The organism is Cytobacillus oceanisediminis (assembly GCF_003182355.1).
Lineage (GTDB): Bacteria > Bacillota > Bacilli > Bacillales > Cytobacillaceae > Cytobacillus > Cytobacillus oceanisediminis_A.
Genome location: NZ_QGTW01000005.1, coordinates 1 through 19,999 on the forward strand (window position 1 = coordinate 1; position 19,999 = coordinate 19,999).

21 protein-coding genes are annotated in these 19,999 nt (G+C 42.4%); 6 read left to right on the forward strand and 15 right to left on the reverse strand.

The window, feature by feature from the left end; all coding sequences use genetic code 11:
- Positions 1-114: 114 nt before the first annotated feature.
- The 6 genes from DFO73_RS10855 to DFO73_RS10885 form a co-directional block, all read right to left on the reverse strand.
- Positions 115-1,068 carry a cation diffusion facilitator family transporter gene (locus DFO73_RS10855; protein WP_110064816.1) on the reverse strand — a complete coding sequence of 318 codons (954 nt, stop codon included), beginning with the start codon at positions 1,066-1,068 and terminating at the stop codon, positions 115-117.
- A 126-nt stretch (positions 1,069-1,194) separates the two neighbouring features.
- Complete coding sequence (locus tag DFO73_RS10860; RefSeq protein ID WP_110064817.1) at positions 1,195-1,827, reverse strand: response regulator transcription factor; 633 nt, start codon at positions 1,825-1,827, stop codon at positions 1,195-1,197.
- A gap of 45 nt (positions 1,828-1,872) precedes the next feature.
- Positions 1,873-2,895, reverse strand: coding sequence for a sensor histidine kinase (locus DFO73_RS10865; RefSeq protein ID WP_110064818.1), 1,023 nt, complete (start codon positions 2,893-2,895; stop codon positions 1,873-1,875).
- On the reverse strand, positions 2,892-3,626 hold the full coding sequence (gene liaF, locus DFO73_RS10870; protein WP_110064819.1) for a cell wall-active antibiotics response protein LiaF: 735 nt from the start codon (positions 3,624-3,626) through the stop codon (positions 2,892-2,894). The genes DFO73_RS10865 and liaF overlap by 4 nt, the downstream gene beginning before the upstream one ends.
- Before the next feature lie 392 nt (positions 3,627-4,018).
- On the reverse strand, positions 4,019-4,657 hold the full coding sequence (locus DFO73_RS10880) for a PspA/IM30 family protein (RefSeq protein WP_110064821.1): 639 nt from the start codon (positions 4,655-4,657) through the stop codon (positions 4,019-4,021).
- Between the two features lie 32 nt (positions 4,658-4,689).
- Positions 4,690-5,037, reverse strand: coding sequence for a lmo0954 family membrane protein (locus DFO73_RS10885; RefSeq protein WP_110064822.1), 348 nt, complete (start codon positions 5,035-5,037; stop codon positions 4,690-4,692).
- A 246-nt stretch (positions 5,038-5,283) separates the two neighbouring features.
- Between DFO73_RS10885 and DFO73_RS10890 the strand changes: the two genes are divergently transcribed.
- The 3 genes from DFO73_RS10890 (at position 5,284) to DFO73_RS10905 (ending at position 8,158) form a co-directional block, all read left to right on the forward strand.
- On the forward strand, positions 5,284-5,796 hold the full coding sequence (locus tag DFO73_RS10890; protein ID WP_110064823.1) for a hypothetical protein: 513 nt from the start codon (positions 5,284-5,286) through the stop codon (positions 5,794-5,796).
- 426 nt (positions 5,797-6,222) lie between these two features.
- Positions 6,223-7,146 carry a glycerophosphodiester phosphodiesterase gene (locus DFO73_RS10900; RefSeq protein ID WP_110064824.1) on the forward strand — a complete coding sequence of 308 codons (924 nt, stop codon included), beginning with the start codon at positions 6,223-6,225 and terminating at the stop codon, positions 7,144-7,146.
- 76 nt (positions 7,147-7,222) lie between these two features.
- Entirely contained in the window at positions 7,223-8,158 is a 936-nt protein-coding gene (locus DFO73_RS10905) for a VanW family protein (RefSeq protein ID WP_110064825.1), read from the forward strand.
- A gap of 1 nt (position 8,159) precedes the next feature.
- On the opposite strand, the gene DFO73_RS10910 is transcribed toward DFO73_RS10905, so the two are convergent.
- Together DFO73_RS10910 and rraA are read right to left on the reverse strand one after the other, a co-directional pair.
- Positions 8,160-8,417: a hypothetical protein gene (locus DFO73_RS10910; protein ID WP_110064826.1), complete on the reverse strand. Its 258-nt coding sequence runs from the start codon at positions 8,415-8,417 to the stop codon at positions 8,160-8,162.
- Positions 8,418-8,511: 94 nt separating this feature from the next.
- The gene (gene rraA, locus DFO73_RS10915) at positions 8,512-8,991 is read right to left on the reverse strand and encodes a ribonuclease E activity regulator RraA (protein ID WP_110064827.1); all 480 of its coding nucleotides are present in this window, start codon (positions 8,989-8,991) and stop codon (positions 8,512-8,514) included.
- 238 nt (positions 8,992-9,229) lie between these two features.
- Here rraA and DFO73_RS28605 point away from each other — a divergent pair, with 238 nt between their 5' ends.
- A complete protein-coding gene (locus DFO73_RS28605; RefSeq protein ID WP_181395980.1) occupies positions 9,230-9,373 on the forward strand; it encodes a hypothetical protein in 144 nt (47 codons plus the stop codon).
- Between the two features lie 78 nt (positions 9,374-9,451).
- Here the strand turns inward: DFO73_RS28605 and mutM are convergent, their stop codons facing one another.
- Complete coding sequence (gene mutM / locus DFO73_RS10920) at positions 9,452-10,261, reverse strand: bifunctional DNA-formamidopyrimidine glycosylase/DNA-(apurinic or apyrimidinic site) lyase (RefSeq protein WP_110064828.1); 810 nt, start codon at positions 10,259-10,261, stop codon at positions 9,452-9,454.
- Between the two features lie 165 nt (positions 10,262-10,426).
- Between mutM and DFO73_RS29275 the strand changes: the two genes are divergently transcribed.
- Positions 10,427-10,615, forward strand: coding sequence for a hypothetical protein (locus tag DFO73_RS29275; protein WP_258309392.1), 189 nt, complete (start codon positions 10,427-10,429; stop codon positions 10,613-10,615).
- Between the two features lie 493 nt (positions 10,616-11,108).
- Here DFO73_RS29275 and DFO73_RS10930 read toward each other — a convergent pair whose 3' ends face one another.
- The 6 genes from DFO73_RS10930 to DFO73_RS10955 all read right to left on the reverse strand — a co-directional run bounded on the left by DFO73_RS10930 (position 11,109) and on the right by DFO73_RS10955 (position 17,958).
- Positions 11,109-12,245 carry a trans-sulfuration enzyme family protein gene (locus DFO73_RS10930; RefSeq protein WP_110064829.1) on the reverse strand — a complete coding sequence of 379 codons (1,137 nt, stop codon included), beginning with the start codon at positions 12,243-12,245 and terminating at the stop codon, positions 11,109-11,111.
- A gap of 158 nt (positions 12,246-12,403) precedes the next feature.
- On the reverse strand, positions 12,404-13,603 hold the full coding sequence (locus DFO73_RS10935; RefSeq protein WP_110064830.1) for a Ger(x)C family spore germination protein: 1,200 nt from the start codon (positions 13,601-13,603) through the stop codon (positions 12,404-12,406).
- Complete coding sequence (locus DFO73_RS10940; protein WP_110064831.1) at positions 13,600-15,189, reverse strand: spore germination protein; 1,590 nt, start codon at positions 15,187-15,189, stop codon at positions 13,600-13,602. Before DFO73_RS10940 ends, DFO73_RS10935 begins: the two co-directional genes overlap by 4 nt.
- Entirely contained in the window at positions 15,186-16,307 is a 1,122-nt protein-coding gene (locus tag DFO73_RS10945; protein ID WP_110064832.1) for a GerAB/ArcD/ProY family transporter, read from the reverse strand. Before DFO73_RS10945 ends, DFO73_RS10940 begins: the two co-directional genes overlap by 4 nt.
- 232 nt (positions 16,308-16,539) lie before the next feature.
- Entirely contained in the window at positions 16,540-16,773 is a 234-nt protein-coding gene (locus DFO73_RS10950) for a hypothetical protein (RefSeq protein ID WP_258309394.1), read from the reverse strand.
- Between the two features lie 120 nt (positions 16,774-16,893).
- Entirely contained in the window at positions 16,894-17,958 is a 1,065-nt protein-coding gene (locus DFO73_RS10955) for a fatty acid desaturase family protein (protein ID WP_110064834.1), read from the reverse strand.
- A 431-nt stretch (positions 17,959-18,389) separates the two neighbouring features.
- On the opposite strand from DFO73_RS10955, the gene DFO73_RS10960 reads away from it, so the two are divergent.
- Positions 18,390-19,919: an FAD-dependent oxidoreductase gene (locus DFO73_RS10960; RefSeq protein WP_110064835.1), complete on the forward strand. Its 1,530-nt coding sequence runs from the start codon at positions 18,390-18,392 to the stop codon at positions 19,917-19,919.
- The last annotated feature ends 80 nt before the right edge of the window (positions 19,920-19,999 follow it).

The window sequence follows — 19,999 nt, forward strand, 5'->3', positions numbered from 1 at the left end:
AAATTTTAGTATAACGGGGTTTTAAGCTAGAAAAAACAAAAATCCCCGAATAGATCCACTTTTTTTAAAGTGTCTACTATTCGGGGTTCAGTTCATCTGCAGGCTTCCTTTTCTTTATTGTTTCCACGTTTGGACTTGGTCTGTTTCCAGTATTCCAATGGTCACATCACTAATATCCGGATCATCGAGCAATTTATTTCTTACTCCAATTTTAATATCATCAGCAACAGCAAGTGTCAGGCCTTCAACTAGCTCGATATAGCCCTCCACATGATATCTTCTTCCCTCTTGGATGAGCCTTAGCTGTTTGATATCAACAACATCAGGGTCATCCAGAATAATTTTGGCAATGCGGTCTTCGATATCTTTTGGTGCAGCAACACCGATCAAGCCTAAGGTGTTCTCAAAACCTATTTTGATGGCGATTCCAACCAACAGAAGCCCAATTAATAGGGTTCCCACGCCATCGAGAAAGTACAAGCCTGTAAAGTGGGCAATGAGAATGGATATAAGGGCAAGGAGTGCACCAAATGTAGCAATGATATCTTCATAAAAAACAAGCCGTGTTGGAGGAGTGGCAAGCCCGACATTTTTAAATGCCACTGGCACTACTCCCAGGCCTTTGGCCGGAGTTCTGGTTTCATGGGCAATTTCCTTCATTGCTTTTACTAAAATAAAGCCATCTACCAGAACCGCCAATACCATAACGCCTACATTAAGCCAGAGATCTGTCGATTCTTTCGGATGCTGAATCAGTTCCCAGCCTTTATGTATCGTTTCGTAGGCCATTATGGAAATGACAATTACCGCTATCAGAACAAATAGGTTAATAACTCTGCCGAATCCCGTAGGAAACCTCTTGGTTGGTTCCTTTTCAGCAAGAGCACTGCCAAAGAAGACAAATCCCTGGTTAAGGGCATCTGCCAGCGAGTGAAGAGTTGTAGCAAGCATGGCCCCGCTTCCGCTAATCATCGCCGCTACCCCTTTGGCAATAGTTAATGCCGTATTACCGAGAGCGGCCATTCCTGAAGATTTATTCCCTTTTTTTAGTAAAGCTATAACTGACATTTTATCACCGCCATATATTTGTTTGTTTTATTGTTACCCTTATGTTCAGCATACAAATCATGATTTTTCCCATTGCGGTTATCAGCGCAAAATAAAAAGAGCTAAAATTATTAGCTCTTTCAACTGCTATTTAACTAGCGAATGCTTAAAGGCATAAATAACAGCCTGGGTTCTGTCCTGAACCTGCAGCTTGCTTAGGATATTGCTTACATGTGTTTTGACTGTTTTTAAGGCAATGTAAAGTTCGTCGGCGATTTCCTGGTTCGTTTTGCCTTCTGTCATTAAAAGAAGAATCTCCATCTCACGGCTGGTCAGCTCTTCATGGGGCTGATGCTGGTTTTTCTGCCTCATTTTCACCATCATTTTGCCGGTCACTTCCGGCTCCAGCACGGATTGGCCATGGTAAGTGGAACGGACGGCATCAGCGATTTCACTTGCTTTGGAGGTTTTCAGCATATAGCTTGTCGCCCCTGCTTCAAGCGCCGGATACACCTTTTCATCATCAAGGAAGCTTGTCACAATAATGATCTTTGCTTCCGGCCACTGCTCGATGATATTCCTTGTTGCCTCAATCCCGTCCATTTCCTTCATGACCAAATCCATCAATATAATATCCGGCCGCAATTCAAGCGCCATTTTAATAGCTGTTTTCCCGTTATCCGCTTCTCCTACGACTTCAATATCCGGCTGAGCCGTCAAATAAGAAGACACTCCGATCCGAACCATCTCATGGTCATCGACAAATAAAACTTTAATCATTGGCCTCATCCTCTGCATTTAGTCTTGCCTCTTAGCAGACATTTCTTACATTATCGGAACCTTCACCTCAAGGCGTGTTCCCTTGTTTTTCACACTGATGATTTTCATGCTCCCGCCGACTTCAGCTGCCCTTTCGTACATATTTTGCAGCCCGTAGGAACCGGCCTTTGTTTCCTCAACATTAAAGCCCACCCCGTCATCTGCCACACGCAGAATAGCATATTCATCCCTTTGAATAAGCAGCACTTCCAGATTATGCGATTTCGCATGGCGGAGTGTATTGGAAACAGCTTCCTGGAGAATGCGGAACAAGTGGTCCTCCACCCCTTTATCAAGCGGAAAGTTTTCCACCTTCCAATCAATCTCCAGTGCTACTTTTTGAAGCAATTCAACAAGCAATTCTTCAATTCCTTCTTGAAGGGTTTTGCCTTTGAGTGCAGCCGGCCGCAAATGCAGAAGCAGGGCGCGCATTTCAAGCTGGGATTGGTGGATCATTTCTTCTACCATTTTTAGCTGTTTGGCCTGCCTGCCTGCCTGGTCCTGCTGGGTTTCATTTATAGCAGACATCATCATAGATGCTGCAAAAAGCTGCTGGCTGACTGAATCGTGAAGCTCACGGGCCAGTCTGTTTCGTTCCTGAGAAATGATTTCCTGTATTCGGCTCTCTATATCTTCGGCTTTTTCATTTGCAAGCTTTTGAGAGATTTTTGCCTGGTCAGCAATATGCTTTTGTATATTTCCAGCCCTGCTGGCAATGGATTGCAATTCTTTGCTGTTGTTCAGTTCATCCGCATCAAGCTGGCGCCCTTCTTCAATCTGATGAAGAAGGCTATCAACAGTCTGAAGCTTCCGGCGCCAATATAAGCCTGACATGAATCCAAAAATCAGGCCGATTGCCAGGCTTACGCTTGGCACGAATAAAATAAACGGGATATCGAGCACCTCCGTCTCCCATAAATCTCCCCAATCGGGAACGGGAAACATCGTGAAAAAGGAAGCCGTCAGGACAGCAAGAATCAGGAAGGACATGCTGGCTCCCCAAACAATTTGCCGCTGGATGATACTCATACGCGCTTCACCTCGATATCACCTACTAACAGTGAGGTGAAAATTTTGATGCGCTGCCCGGATTTTTCATAGCCTGGCGTCTGCAGCTGCAGTGATTGGTTAATAAGTTTTGATTCTTCGTATTCAAATATTCTTGCAGCGCCGACAATGGCGGAATGGCTAGCACTTACTTCCACATCGTAAGGAATAAGCACCTTTACATTGCCGATAAAGTTTCGGATGAAGATGACGGTTTCTCCCTTTGGAAGGACAGTATAGCTTAAGTCAATGACTGTATCGCCAATGCCGGTCTGTATATTAATATCATTCCATTCATACACTTGCTCTGGCGTTTTTTGCTGGCCGACAAATATATTGGAAAAAAGAGGATCCTTTTTAATGACCGTTTCTTTTTGAAGATTTACAGTTGGTTCTTTAAACTCCGGCTGGATCTGTTTCGGATCCTTTTTGGATTGTGCAAACTGAATCAGCAGATGAATCAGGATAGCCAGCAGGAAAAATTTTAACGTCATCATGCTAAATACATTGATGAGCAGAAAAATTAACCCAAGCCAGAAAAGCCATTTTCCGGAGGTCCGCGGCATCCACTTTCTTCCAATATATACCATTCCAATTGGCACTAGAAGAGAGAAAATCACTCCTCTATTAAAAAAGGCAATTTCCACAAAGAGGAAGACAATGCCCACCATTACGATCCAGCTTAAATAATCGCTTTTTATTTTATAATTCATGAGGCATCCCCCCTTCTGTGTGATTGGAATGATCAAAAAAGCGCAAGGCGCCCGCTTATCGGCACCTGGAGCTAGACAGTTATCTAAGTTCAGAAATTTAAATATAATATATGGGCGAAAAGGCGCAGCATCCCTACGCCTTTTTAGAATACCATTTTTTGTTCATAAAATAGAATCAGTTTTTGTCTTTTCCGGGAAAAAGAAACAGTACGGAATCTTAAATTGGCCGTACGGTCCTTTTAACTTAAAGCTTTTTTATACAGGCAGGTTTCTAGTTTGGTTTAAGCTTAACTAACAGGTTAAAATTATCCAGCATATTTCGAATTTTATCTATCGTTTTTCTGAATATATCTAGTCTTTTTTATTATCTACCATCTGCACAATTCAAAGTATTATAAAACCGGCTTCTTCTCTAGCTCTTTTTCAAGCTGCGCGATGCGGGCATCGATTGTGCTGCGGTGGTATGAGCTTTTTACTTCGTGTTCCAGACGATCAAGGTATGATTCGATTTCCTTGAATCGGGAGAAAGATTTATCGGAATAGCTGTTGTTCTCCAGCACTTTATCCATTTGATGGTTGGCACGCGTTATGTTTTCACGGCCCATTAGTTCCATTCGGCGGATGTGCATATCCTTGAGCTTATGTTTCATTTCTTCATATTTTCTTTCAAGTTCTCCCATTTGCTGGGTTGCTTGTGTTAATAATTCTTTTATACGATTGGCGCGCTCTTCATATTGCATTTGTTCTTGAGATGCAAACTGATTGAGTTCCTCTTCTCCAGCTTGTGCAGCAATTTCAGCCTGGCGCTTGCGTTTCCCTGCTAGTTCCTTTGCCTGCTCGTATTCACGAGTGAACTCTTCCTTTAATGTATATTGGCGTTCCAAAAGCTTGCGGACCTTTTCTGTTTCGCGCTCACATTCGCGAAGATACTGATTCAGCAGAGCTATCGGATTCTTTTTTTCCTTTGTATCTAAGGCTTCATGCAGGTCTGCCATCACTGTATCTTTAATGCGTGTAAATAAGTTTGCCATAAATATCTCTCCTTTTTGAACTCTCATTTTTATTAGTTTTGCTTTAATTCAGCCCACTGCTTTTCAAAGTTGGCAAAAGGGTCGTGTTCTTCTTCTTTTACGATAGAACTTGATGCGTTCCATTTTTTATAGACAAGGTAAAGGACATATGCAGCTGCAAGGCCAAGAATGGCCGGGAAGTTCGATGCTGTAGCCATAAAGGCGATAAAACCAATGATCCCGTATCCGACTTTCGCTAAAGTGCTTTCCGCTTTTAAAAATTGTTTAAACACAAAGTATAGAATCGCTGCACTTATTGCCAGCCCTACCATTGGGCCTAAATTCGAAATCAGCACGATTGCTGAAGCCCCACCTGCCATCAGTAATCCAAGTTTTTTCATTTTCATTTCCTCCTTTCTTGATTTCATCTTACCTGTATTTTAACTTTGCAATAACGAGCCACAGCTTTATTTTCATATAAGACCTGAGACGTAGCAGTTGGTCGGACTCTTTTGTCCAGGCTGGAAAATATGGAAAAATAATGTATGTTAGTGTTCAAAATAGCGGGGTACACAGGGGATATGCAAACAAATAAGGGTGCCTAATGCGCAGGTTTTTCTTACATCAATTGAAATGGAGGTCCTCATATGTTTGGCTATGATGATTTTATGAAGTTCATGCAGGCCTTTTTCGTTGTATTTCCAGTGGTTACACTTATCCACTTATTGGGGCACATTATTTTTGCAGCCATTTTTGGCGGAAAAGGGATTCGCGTTGTCATCGGTTCAGGCAAACTGCTATTTTCCCTGAAGTTTTTAGAGGTTAGGCGCTTTTACTTTTGGTATGGAGGGTGTCAGTACACCTCTTTAAAATATAATAATAAACTGACGAAATCGCTGATCTTCTTAGGCGGCTCGATTTTCAATGCAGCAAGTATTTTTCTGGTTAATTATTTAATCAGAATTGAAATTTTTGAAGCGTCCATGCTTTGGTATCAGTTCGTCTATTTCTCATTTTATTATATGTTCTTCGCCCTGCTGCCGATGGATATGGCAGACGGCACGCTTAGCGATGGAAAGGCGATGTACAAGCTATGGCGGAATAAAAACAAAGATGATTCATCGGCGGACTGCCAGCTGGTGAATCACGGGAACAAATAGGCTTGTTATTTAATGATAGAGTATTCGGTTATGGGAAAAATTCATAGTTATCGGCAACAAGAACCCTAGTATATGAGCGACTAAATTTTCATGTGAAAACCTGCTTCAATTAAATATAAAAAAGGAGGCCCTCTTACTCCGGGCTTCCTTTTTGATTGGATTTTTATTCATAAAGTCTTAGTGACAATAATGGCCAGATATACCGGAAGCTGTGGCAATGCATATAGAAGAAGCCGGCCATTCCCTAGCCTTTGGGATAGTCTGTTGCCTTCGCAAATGAGAAAGGCAATGCCTTTTCTGATTTCGGGGCTGTTTTCTTCCCAGACTTTAATATCGGGAAGGCTTCAGGCTCTGGAGGAAGAAGGATTCCCAATGTTGTTAGCGAATTTTCTCTCATATGGACTTTTTAAGAGAGGAAAATGAAAAATGCCGCAGCTGCAAATACGGAAAACAAAAACCTATAAAGCACTGATGATGATAGTGGCCTTTGCTGCCGCTCTGTCCGTTATTCAATTTCTCCCTGCAGAAAAACGGGAGGAAAAGCCTTTTTTCGAATCAGAAAGGCCAATGGTTATTGCCCACCAGGGTGGAGAGCTGTTGGCGCCCTCCAATACAATGAGCGCTTTTCAAGGTGCTGTAGATATGGGCGTAGATGCTCTTGAGTTCGATATTCATATAACCAAGGACGGGCATTTAGTGGCCATCCATGATCCAACTGTTGATAGAGTGACCAACGGCACTGGGCCTGTCGAGGAGCTGACTTTGGAGGAAATACAAGGCCTGGATGCTGGCTATGACTTCGAAGATCTGAACGGAGAAAAAAGCTACAGAGGAAAAGGGGCATATATTCCAACAGTGGATGAGATTTTTACTGCTTTTCCGGATATGAAGATGGTAATTGAAATCAAAGATGATATCCCTGCCAACAGGCTAGAGGAAGCTGCAGGCAACCTTTGGACACTGATTGAAAAACATGGAACGGAGGATCAAGTACTAGTTGCTGCTTTTGACCAGAAGATTGTAGATACTTTTGCAGAAGTTTCACACGGAAAAACCGCTTTAGGAGGCGGGCGGCAGGAAATAAAAAACTTCGTGGTCATGCATACATTGTTCCTGCGCAATTTTTATACCCCTAGCGTTGATGCATTTCAGATTCCTGTAAGCGAAGGCAAGATTGATTTGACAGCCAAAAAGTATATTAACGGAGCGCATCGGAGAGGAATTGATGTACATTATTGGACGATAGATGATAAAGAAACCATGGAGAAGCTGATTAGGAAAGGAGCGGATGGCATTATTACCAACCGGCCAGATGTGATGCTTGAGCTTCTTGAAGAAATGGGTTATTAACGTGATCATGTCACTTTTTTTGGCACATGAAACAATGCCTTCCTGCCCATACTAAGGTCGGAGGTGGCCTAGTGATATGAAATTTTCATGGATGTTTGGATTAATACTTTTATTACAATCTCATACTGCCAATCTTCCTGAAAGCTTAACAATTGAAAGTGAAGGAAAATCCATTGCGAGCATAACCAGGGCTGAGTATCAGATGCCTTTTCCAGGCATATCCCTTATTGATCTTGGAAAGTATAATCAGTTCCTTGTCAAATTGGATCGCCGGACTTATATACCCCCGGTGAATGCATATATAGATAATACAGGAAAAATTATCTCTGAGCAGGCCGGAAGAAAGCTTCACCGCAAAGCGTTTACAGATATTTTCTATACATACTTTTATCAAAAGGGACCGGCAAGAGCAGAGATTCCGATGCTTGCCATTTATCCGCGAGTGGACCGGGATCTTCTAGCCCATATCCGCGTTAAGCAAATCGGCCAATATGTTACATATTTTAATCCGAATAACGCAACACGCTCCCACAATATAGAACTGGCAGCTGAAGCCATCAATAATCATGTTGTTTTTCCGGGGGAGACGTTTTCCTTTAACCGTGTAGTTGGCAAGAGAACGAAGGAAAAAGGGTATATGCGCGCTCCGGTTATCGTAAGAGGTGAGCTTTCAGAGGATATTGGCGGAGGCATTTGCCAGGTATCCTCCACCCTATTCAATGCGGTTGACCGGGCGGGCGTCAAGGTTCTGGAGCGGTACTCCCACAGCAAAAAAGTTCCATATGTACCGCCAGGACGTGACGCAACTGTCAGCTGGTATGGCCCTGACTTCACTTTTAAAAACCGGTACAGCTACCCATTGCTAATACGAGCAAAAGCCCTACGCGGCCAAATGGCCATCAGAGTGTTTTCCTCTGATGAAATCGATTATGAACCCCGCCCAGTTCCGAAAGCCTCCAAGATGCTCCCTGAAGAGATTACCATTGAAAGGGAAGCAAGCACAGAGGATTAACTTATAAAAACAGTCCGAGAATCATCATAATCAATCCGAAAATAGCAGATCCGCGTTTAACGTTTTTATTTAGCTTAGGTTTTAAAAACAAGCTGATCACAAAACCAACAGGGAGAACGAGGCCATTCAAGTTAAAAGTAAATGAGCCCAAGATATAATAGCCGATTAGTTTTAAAAATAGCAGATCTTCCTCCTCATCCCTGCTGCGGAAAAGGATATAAAGTCCGGCTGCCCATAATAATAAAATGATAATAAACATACTTGCACCCCCTCTTATATAAGTTATTCCTCCGTTTTAGGGAAAGTGCTTAAAAGAAGAAACACCCGCCAATGATGACGGGTGTTTCTTTCCTTTATAACAGGCTTCTTGAAGCGACAATCACTCCATCTTCGTCTGCATAAACATAATCACCTGGCTTCCAATCGATTCCACCGAATGTAACTGGAATATCCCGATCCCCTTTTCCTTCTTTTTTGCTTTTTAAGGGATTGCTGCCAAGTGCGATAATCCCGGTCTCCAAACCGCCAAGCTCCACGGTATCCCGGACACAGCCATAAATAATTACACCCGCAAGTTTTCTTGAATGGGCAATTTCGCCGAGCCGGTCGCCCATTAATGCACACCTTTTCGAGCCGCCGCCGTCAACGACCAGCACATTTCCTTCTGGAATGGACTCCAATGCCTCTTTAACTAGCACGTTATCTTCAAAAACTCTAACGGTTGAAATGGGGCCCGAAAACTTTCTTCTATTTCCATACGATTTAAATTCCTGCTGGCATATAAGAAGCTCTTTGCTGTATTCATCACATAAATCAGCTGTTTTAAAATCCAAACAATATCTCCTCCTTTTATTGAATTCCGGAAAGTACCCTATTTGGGGCACCCGGCTTTACACCAGTCAAACAGGAAAACACTCTCTGCCTCTATTTCTTCGTGATTCATACATCTGTTCCCTTCCTTTTTCGCAATGGAAAGGGAAAGATTATCGATTTCAGGCATATACCTTAACTAAGGAAGCATTTTCACATTCCCATTTACTTCATTTGCTGATGAAAAAGGGAGGCTAAAAGATGGCTTTGATGTGGACCATTACGGCAGGATTTATAATTTCACTTGGGCTTGCCGGATTTATGCTTGTCTATTTTTTAAAAGGTGCAATGAATTCCAAGGATTCCACCTCGGTGGACCCAGTTCAGAAAGATTCAGCAGAGTAAGGAAAAGAGGCTGCTATATGGCAGCCTCAAAGTATTTAGAGAAATTAGTTTTGAGTACAGCAAGGGGAGAGTAAATCCCTATTTTTGGCAATTCCCGCAATAAAATGTTTTCCGTGACGAAATTTCTTCTTTTACGATGGGGCTGCTGCAGCGAAGGCAGGGTTCGCCTTCCCTGTCATAAACCCTGCACTGTTCATTATATCCCCCAGATTTTGTATCCCCTCTAAACAGCGGTTCCTCCATATAGCCCCCAAACTGGATGGCTCTCGTTAAAACACCCTTTAAGGACTGGTAGAGAATTTTGATTTCATCCTCATCCAGTTCATCCGCTTTTTTCATGGGAAGCAGGCCGGCCTCAAAACAAATTTCATCGCTATAGCAATTGCCGATTCCGGAGAGAAATTGCTGATTGACAAAAGTAGTTTTCAGCATCCCTCTTCTGCTCCCTATCAGCTCCCGGAATACAGGAAAGCTGAATGTTTGATCCATAGGCTCCGGGCCTAAATCCGCTAGCTCCTTCTCCAGTTCAGTATCTGTTAAAAGATGAAGATAGCCCAGTCTTAGGCCGATAAAATATAGTTTTTTGTCCCCAAAGGAAAGAATAACCTGTTTTGTCCGGTCAGGATTGTCTTCTTCATCGCCAATATACATCCAGCCGCCAAGCATCAGATGCAGCAGCAGGTTTTTTCCGGAGCTAAGCTTGAAGATAAGATGCTTGGCCCTCCGTTTAATGTCGGTAATCTGAGCATTTATTAGCTGGCTTTTAAGCTGTCCGGGATTTATGTTGATTGATTTTTCCCGGTTAATCTCCACATCAGTAATGGTTCTGCCTCCCAGTTGTTCAGTTAATAGTCTTCTGTAGGTTTCCATTTCCGGCAGCTCAGGCATAGTGTCAGCTCCTTCCAAAAATACTGTTACCTTAGTATTGAATGGAAAGAATATCTTCATCCCTTCGCGCTAAAAAAATTGCTTCTTGATTCTTTTAAATAGGTTCATTAATACATAACATAATTTACCAATATATTGGTACGATGATGGCAAGGGGGGCATACCATGCAAATCCGCCGTTCCACAAAGCAAGCAGCACTTTTCTTTATCATCTATTTTGCTTTACTATGTTCCTTAATTTTTGCCGCAACAGCCTTAAAGCCATCACTTCAAAAGAAGCAGCCCACCGAAATTACATCTGCCTTCAAAGGAAATCCAAATTCAGGAGGAAAAGCAGGAGAAAAAAGCTGCTGAGAATGAAGGAAAATGGCAGCCCTCCAAGACCTTTATTATAACGGCTATTTCAATCGGCTCTGTCCTGGATGTTATCAATGCCATCCTTTGGGCCCGCCATGAAAATAAAAAGAACCAGGAAAGCCAATCGTTTAATCCCAATAAGTGGACAAATAAAAAATGGTTTTGGTACCTGGTATCGATGGGGATTGTTGTACCGAAGAACGGCAAGCTGACGATCAGCTGGAAAAACTTGATTTTAACAATCCTCTTTTTGATTTTATTGAAGTTTTGGCTTTTTGAAAATCTCGAGAGCATTTAGAGGACATTTGTTGGAAAGAAAGCTGCAATTATTATTAAGTCATCTCGAATTTATGAACCACTCTGCTGATTTACGTGCAAATTCCTCTTTCACAGTCTGTTATTAAACGTTTTATCTTCTTCAGTTCAAAAACAGTTTAGCATCTCGGACAAGAAAAAAGATTCCGCAGACGGTGCCGGGAATCTTCTTCGTTTATACGAAACCTTGATTGATAGCCTGATTAATCTGGGCAATAAGATCTTCTGCATGCTCAATTCCGATTGAAATGCGTACAACATGGCTGGTAATGCCGAGTTCCCTGGAGGTTTCAGGCGGAAGCGCCCGGTGAGAGGTTGTCAGCGGATGGGATACAGATGTTTCTACGCCTGCTAGGGTTGGAACAATTTTTACCCAGCCGAGTCCTTTGAAAAACTCATTCACATTAATCCTGTCAGCCAATTCAATTGTCACAATCGCACCGTAGCCGGCATCCCCGAGTTCAAACGGATAATAGACCTTTTTAATGTCCTGGTTTACCTTCAAAGCCTCGGCCACTCTTTTTGCGTTAGAGGATTGCTGCTTCATTCTAAGTGCTAGAGTTTTGGCTCCCCGGCAGGTCAGCCACGCTTCAAAAGGACTTAAATTGGCTCCAAGGTTCACGATTTTTCCGCGCGCTTTCCCAATCAATGCTTCATCCCCGACGAGGACACCTGCTGTAATATCGCTGTGCCCGCCAATATATTTAGTTGCACTGTGCACGACTAAATCAATGCCCTTAAGATATGGCTGGCAATGGTATGGAGTTGCAAAGGTATTATCAATCAGGGATATGAGGTTATGTTTTTTCGCCAGGCAGGCTACGTCTTCAAGATTTTCCACTCTCAATAATGGATTGGTGATGGATTCGGAATAAAGCAGCTTAGTATTGTCCCGGATTGCTTCCTTAACTTTCTCCATATCGGAAAAAGAAACGACCGTTACTTCAATTCCCAGCTGTGTAAGCTCTTCCTTAATCAAATGAAAGCTGCCGCCATACAGGTCATCCGCAGCCACAATATGGTCCCCGCTTTTAACAACAGCCAGCACTCCGGCTAAAATAGCTGACAAACCTGAAGATGCGGCTACACCAGCCGGTGCCCCTTCCAGACCGGCAATTAAATCGCCAAGCTCATCCGTATTCGGGTTTCCTACCCGGGAATATAAATAATTGCCATTCCCTTGATAAAAACCTTCCAATTCATCAAGGTCATTAAAGGCAAAAGCAGAGGTTTGGTAAATAGGCGTCACTTTGCTTTTAATGGTCCGTTCGGTTTTATTTTTCTTATGAAGTACAGCGGTCTCAAAGTTCATCTTTCATTGCCCCTTTAAAAAAAGAAATAAGGGCTGGACTATGCCCAGACCTTTAGTTGCAATAAGCCTTCACACAATAATATGCTGAATTGTAAATCAATTTCGATACCGAAATTATATCAATAGCGCATTATAGCGTCAATTAAGATAGCACTGGGCTATTGTTCCTTTACTTCTGTTAAAAAGCTTTTCGTTCGGATTCCTGTTCTTCTAATAACTATAGTTGTATCTATTTTCACATCTGCCTCTGCAAAATTTTGATCCCACTTGTCCTGTATTTTTTTGAAATTTTTATAGTCCTGCCTCTGAACAACTTCGCCGAAACCAAAAATATCAGCTTCAAATTCCTCCTGGACGTTTTTAATTGTGTTTGAAATGGTATCTTTCAAATGCTTTTCCGCGGATTCTTCATTTTGCAAGTACGTATTCGCTTTTTCAAACTCATTATTGCAGTGGGTTCCGTCAACAAATGCCTCTGCCCTTATATGTATATTAATTACGGGCTTTCCTCCTTGTATCTTCCCTTCATTCCATGTCTTAGTATTGTATATCCTCAAACCCATGAAGCGATCTTCGTCACATTTAACGGTTAGAGACGTTTTTATTAATTTATCCTGAATCCATAAGTAATTTCTTGAATTTTCCAATGAAAGGTAGCCGACTAATTGATCTCCCTTGAATATAGCCAGGGAATCGATAATCACAAGGGCATCCGGCGTTACTTTTTTCATATTCTCGGAACTGAGGCCCTCGGAAGGATCACCCATAATGGTCACCGCAGCCATAACCGGCTGCCGGCCAGGAGAAGTCCAGGCCCTGATTACATCATTCATTCTTACGCCAGGGTCACCTCCCCAATCCTTCATCATTGTTTCAAGCTGGGTATGCAGCTTTAATGAAGATGATTTTTGAAACTGGTAGGTTACTCTTAATATATCTGATCCCCTGAGTCCCCGTGCAACTAAAATATTGAAGTCATCACGGATTTCCCTATTTCTTTCCAAAAAGTCAATGAAATCAATGATTCCTTCCTTGGCCAGTTCCTCTCCAATAATCAAAGTCCTCATATGCGAATAAATTAAATGCCTCGATATTCCTTCATTTACTCTATAGGTCAGTTCCGCCAGTGAGTTGCCTTCTGCGGAATAAACAATAGAAGGAGCAAATCCGCTTGCAGTCTGCTTATTTAATTCAGTCGCATTAATGCCCTCCACTGTCAGGACATATTTATCGTCCTCTCCCTTATCAACAGCCATTCCTGTAACAACAGTAATTTCTCCCAGTTCCCTCTGATCCCAGCAGCCCGTAAGTAAAACGATAACCGGAAAAAGGATTGCAATAATAGCATATTGTCTCAATTAGTTTGCTCCCCTTTCATAGGCGGAGGAGACGGCGATCCTGTCTTTGGCTGTTTTTCAGGATTCTGCGTTTTTAAGTATCCAGGGCGCTTCCGCATGCTCCAGAATGGGAAGCGGAAGAAAACATCTTTCTGCTGCTCAATAATAAACGGTGCAACTGGAGCTAAATAAGGAACCCCAAATGATCTAAGCGAGCTTAAATGAGCCACAATTAAAACAAGGACAATCAAGACGCCATAAAGCCCTAATATAGCCGAGACAATGATAAGCATGAATCGCAATAACCGAGCTGCCGCTGCAAAGCTATATGTCGGAGATACGAAATTTGCAATAGCGGTAATAGCGACAATGATCACCATGATATTGGAAATGATCCCAGCTTCGGCTGCCGCCTGCCCAATCACAAGCGCCCCTACAATAGAGACGGTTTGCCCAACTGCTCTGGGCATCCGGACACCGGCTTCCCGCAATATCTCAAATGTCACTTCCATAATAAGGACTTCTATTACTGCAGGAAAAGGGACCCCTTCCCGCTGTGCAATAATCCCCAGCAGGAGAGGAGTTGGCAAAAGCTCGTGATGAAAAGTTAAAATCCCCACATATAATGAAGGTGTAATCAGTGCAATCATAAAAGATAAATACCTGATCATCCTTAAAAAGCTTCCCATCATAAAGTTTTGATAATAATCCTCAGCAGTTGAAAAAAAATCAACAAGCACAGCAGGAACCATTAACACAAATGGAGTACCGTCAATTAAAATGGCAATCTTTCCGTCAAGCAAATTGGCAGCAACAGAATCCGGCCTTTCTGTATTTAGGGCCAGGGGAAAGGGAGTGGCAGACTTATCTGCTATTAGCTCCTCAATATTGCCGGATTCAAATATCGCGTGTACCTTTATTTTACTAAGCCTTTTTCGAATCTCTTCCACCATTTTTTTATTTGAAATGCCTTCCATATAGCTTATATAAACCGTAGTTTGAGTTTCGGTGCCGATGACAAATTTTTCGAAGCGAAGTTTCCTGTTCTTGATTCTTCTTCTCAGCAAGCTTACATTGGTTTCAATGGATTCAACAAATCCGTCCTTCGGCCCCCTAATAACCGTTTGGGTGCTTGGCTCCGTTATGGCCCTATCTTCAGCACTTCCCATGGAAAGGGATAATGCCTTGCCAAGATCCTTAAAGACAATAATGATATTGCCATTCAGCATAGCCGCAACTACTTCATCGAAAGTTTCAATGAGGTGATAACCCGCACCTCCGAATTTCTCCTTGCATAGGGATTTCAGATCATCTTCGGTTGTTAGTTCAATTCCGTCACTTTTTCCGCCAAGAGATGTAAGGAACGTTTCTTTTAGGAGCTTGGTATCGATCATGCTTACGAGATAAACAAGCAACGCATCCTTGCCTTCTGTTTTTAACTCATCCATGCTTAAATCTACTGTGTTTCCAAACTCATTTCTAATTTTTCCCTTCAGCTGCTCCAGGCTCAGGGATTTGAGAACTTCTCCAGCGTCAGGAAGTTCTTCCATTTGGAAAGGAAGGACTTTTTTCTTCTGCATCTTTAAAAGTGATTTAAGAATACTCAAAACTTCATCTCCTTCCCGCTGGAATTAGAATTTTTCTTTCTTAGCTTCCAGATTAAAGCGAGCAAAAGAAGTGACGGAAATCCGAATTGCATCGGCAAGTGGAGAAGGTATGGTACCAGCTCCAGACCCTCCTGCCAATGGTCACCAAAATTCACGGAAATCAAAATGGAAAATACGGATACAATCATTCCCACTGGCAGTGAAAAATATCGGTACGGTAGCTGAAAGGTATATTCAAGGCCTTTTAATCCTGCAAACATAAAAACGGAGCCTTTAATCAAAATCCCCAGCATCATGATAAAAACGACGAGTGCATCAATTCTTTCAATAAAGTTTCCGATAGAGACTTCCCTTGCTGAACTTAGCATTGGAAAATTGGAACGGAGCAAGGCATCCACTCCAAGCGTGACAATCATCAGAAACATAGCAAATAGCAGGAGACCACCTGCAATTACCACACCCAATAAAGAAACTCTCAAACAATATTTAAAATTGGTTACAACCGGAAGAATCAGAGTAAACGCAATCAGCTCTCCAAAAGGAAAAACAATCAAGGTTGGGAATAACGCTTTCAAAACAGGCTGTACCCCATCTCCCAATACTGGCTGGAGCTCATGCAAATTTACATTTCCGCTAGCAAATAGCAAAATGGTAAGAAGAAAAAGAAAACCGAACAAATAGGGTGTGAAAATCTCGGACGTCCTCCCCAAAACCTCAAGCCCCAGATACAAGATATATGCCATCAGCAAACTTATCGTAAGGGAAATCACTTCTATTGGCGTTGACGGCAAAATGGCGGAAGCAATCAATTCTCCGAAGTCCCTGACTATACGGCAGGTAAGATACAGAAAATAGATGATATATAAAACAGAAAGTATAATAGCAATTGGCCTTTTAAAGCAATATTCCATGATTTCAAACAAATTCTTGCCTGGAATCCTGCTGACAATAAAGTAAAAAAACAACATAATCCCCAGCCCGAAGAGAACCGCAATCGCTATGGCAATCCATGCATCCTTTTTTGCATCTCCGCCAACACCAACAACAATTGCACTGCCTAAAAGAAAGTTAATCATTAATGTAAGCAGCTGGCTGAGTGAAATATTCTCCTTTAACATCAAATCACCATTCCCTTTTAATAAAAAAGCGCAAATCGTAAGCTACATCAAAGTGCTGTTCCTCTTAAACAATATTCCCGATCGTGTGATATTCCTCTTAAGAAGTTACCATGCTTTCTCAGAAGTTTCCGGCACCTTCCCAAAGCTGCGTCTCTGGTCATGCAGGCCCCCGCCTTCCCCGGCCATTGGCTGGGAGCAGACTTGGTCATAGTCAAAAATTTATATTTTTATATCAGAAAGAGCCCGTTTTTTTCCGATTCTTAAAAATGCGATAATCAATGATCAAGCTGGATACCAATCCCGCACCAATCGTGAACAGAATAATCATTCTCCCCGTGGCAACCTCCGAAAACAGCAAATTCCTTAAAGCTTCCCAAAAGGTAAAATCGAAAATTTTCATATCAAATAATGTTGCTAATAAAGCAAGTAGCGTAAAAATCGCAAAATAACTAAACGTAACCATCATAGATACCCCATTAACTTTGGATACTGTATATCATTTCTCATAGTGCATTTTTTATCCAGCTAATAGAGTATTTAATATAACAATTAAAAACCCCTTCTCCTGCCGGGAGAAGGGGCTAGATCAATGCTTTTTTTCAGTATTTATTTTTCGGTATTTAATATTTGCTGCATCCAGCCCATTCCCCAATGATCCAAATGCTTTGCCGGCATAGGGGTCCACCAGGTCCGATTGTTTAAAATAGACCCTAGGGGTTTTCCATAATGCAGCCAGCGCTCTTGTTAACGGCATCTCATGATATCGCTCAGGCCACATTGATTTAATATGCTTTTTTACCAGAGGATAATATTTAGGGCTCATCCCCGGGAAAAGATGGTGCTCAGTGTGATAGGAAAAATTAAAATGCAGCACATCCACCCATTTCGGAACCGTTACCGTCAAACTATTTACAAGCGGATCATTCACCGGTGTCAAGGGATTTAAACGATGGTTGGTGGCAATGTAGCTCATGACGATAAAATTGGCAATCAGCAGCGGCAGCAGAAAGGCAAAAAACCACTTTACCGGGCCGATGATGAACAGCAGTGTGATCCAGGTTGCCCATGGCAGAATAAGCTGTGTCCATACCGCCGGCCGCTTTGCCGGCTTAAATTCCTTTATGTAAAGCCTAAACATTTTTAGCCCATGCATAGTGAATTGGAAGGCTAAAGACAGAAATCCAAAAGATGCCCGAAAAGAAAAAGGCAATTTATAGACCCATTTTAAAATAGGGTTCTGTGCAATTTTTTCAAAAGTCGGCCAAGCATCAGGATCTTTTTCCTCATCCTGGGTATGTACGTGATGTGTGAGGTTATGCCACTTCCTCCATAGGGCTGGGCCAGTACTTAACGGCCAAAACGCAATCGCGCCAAGCAAGTCTCTCAGCCATGCTTTCCTTACCACAGTGCCATGCAGAATCTCATGTCCAAGGAAACCCATGGCTGCAAAACTTGAGCCGAGAATAATTGCAATTAGGAAACTTAATAAAGGGTGCAGCTCAAATAACGAAATCGCCAAAAACCCGCCTATTACAATCAGCAAATAAGCAAGTCCTCCCCATAGTCGTGATGGAACAGGCTTGAATGCCTTTTTTGGCATCAATGGCGCAATTCTCGCCGCATACCATCCAAAGCTGTGAAGCTCTTTCATGAAACTAAATTCTCCTTTCTAAGTTGGTAATTCGATTAAATATTTCCCAGCATGAGGACTTTTTAATCTTAAAAGGTGAATTTTTTTGGTTGATTAATAGAGTTTTTTAGGATTAAAAATGGAGGATACGCTGGCAAAATGGCTTTTGCAGTGCTAGGACGAGTTTATACGTCGGTCTGGCTGCTTTTCGCGCGGGTTTTTAAAGTATATGCGTCAACTTGAATGGGAATTGCGTCGTTATAGCTTTTAAGCCCGGCAGGTTGATTTACATCCACTCCGGAATCATAGCAAGTTTCCAAAAATGAATAAGTACCTTTAACCTGATTAGTCGCGAAATGAGTGGGTATGGTTAGATAAAGACTGGAATTTGTATACAAATAGGGTTTAAAGGAAAAAATTATGAATGAATATGACCATACAGGAGGACAGGTATGACAACATCCAACCACCAAATGCCCCAGTACCCGGAGCCTTATTGGAGAGAAGAGGAGCTTCCGGCTTTCGACCGGCTAAGAGAAGATGCCCAAACGGAAATTGCAATTGTAGGAGGCGGCATCACGGGAATCACCGCTGGTTACCTCCTTGCAAAAGAAGGATTTAAAGTGGCTATTTTAGAAGCCGGAAATATTTTAAACGGAACAACTGGCCATACGACAGCAAAGGTTACAGCACAGCATGGGTTAATCTATGATGAATTTATCAGCCATTTTGGCGAGGAAAAGACCAAATTGTACTATCAAGCTTCTACTGACGCTATCGAGTTTATCCGTAATACTGTTTCGGATAAACAAATTGACTGTGACTTTAGCAATGAAGAAGGCATTATTTATGCTGTCTCTGATGAGTACGCAAAAAAAGTAGAAAAAGAGTGGCAGGCATACGAAAAGCTTGGCATTACAGGCGGGATGAAAGACAGCATTCCTTTTAATATCAATACGACAGCCGTGCTGGCCATGCACAACCAGGCGCAGTTCCACCCGCTTAAATACTTAAAAGTACTGCTTAAAGAGTTTGTTGATATGGGAGGAACGGTTTACGAGAATACGACCGCTGTAAACGTGGAGGAAGGCGATTTGCCTGATGTTGTTACACGTGAAGGAAACCGCCTTAAGTGCAAATATGCCATTTCTGCTTCCCACTTCCCTTTCGCAGACATGAAGGGCTTTTATTTTGCCAGACTGTCTCCAGAACGATCCTATGTTCTTGGGGTAAGAACGAAAACAGACTTTCCTGGAGGCATGTACTACAGCGCAGATTCGCCTACCCGTTCGTTAAGGTATACGCCCTATAATGGGGATAAACTAATTCTGGTCAGCGGCGACAGCCATAAAACAGGCCACGGGCCGGATACGATGAAACATTATCAAGCTCTGGAAAGCTTTGCGGAAGATGTGCTTGGAATTACGGATTATCCTTACCGCTGGTCTACCCAGGATTTATACACATTGGATAAAGTGCCTTATATTGGGCCGATTACTGCCAAGGAAAAGAATATTTTTATCGCAACAGGCTACCGGAAATGGGGCATGACCAACAGTACCGCTGCAGCCCTGCTGATTAAAGATTTAATTATGGAAAAAGAAAATCCATATGCCGAACTGTTCAGTCCATCAAGATTCCAGGCAGATCCAAGCATTAAGAAATTCATCGCTGTAAACACGGATGTAGCCGGACAGCTGATTAAGGGCAAGCTTGAATTTGTGCCAAAGGAAACAACTGATTTGGCGAATGACGAAGGCGGTGTCGTGATGATCAAAGGCCAGCGTACAGGAGCTTACAAAGATCCTGACGGCCGATTGCATCTGGTGGATACGACCTGCACCCATATGGGCTGTGAATGCGAGTGGAACCACGGGGACCGTACCTGGGACTGCCCATGCCATGGCTCCCGCTTCTCTTATGACGGTTCAGTCGTCGAAGGCCCTGCAGAAAAACCGCTTAAAAAAGTTGATGCAGATTAATGTTAGAGTACCAGGCACCTATACCAGTAAACTCGTATAGGTGCCTGCCATGAAGGTTAAAGCAAAAAATCCTCCTTCAG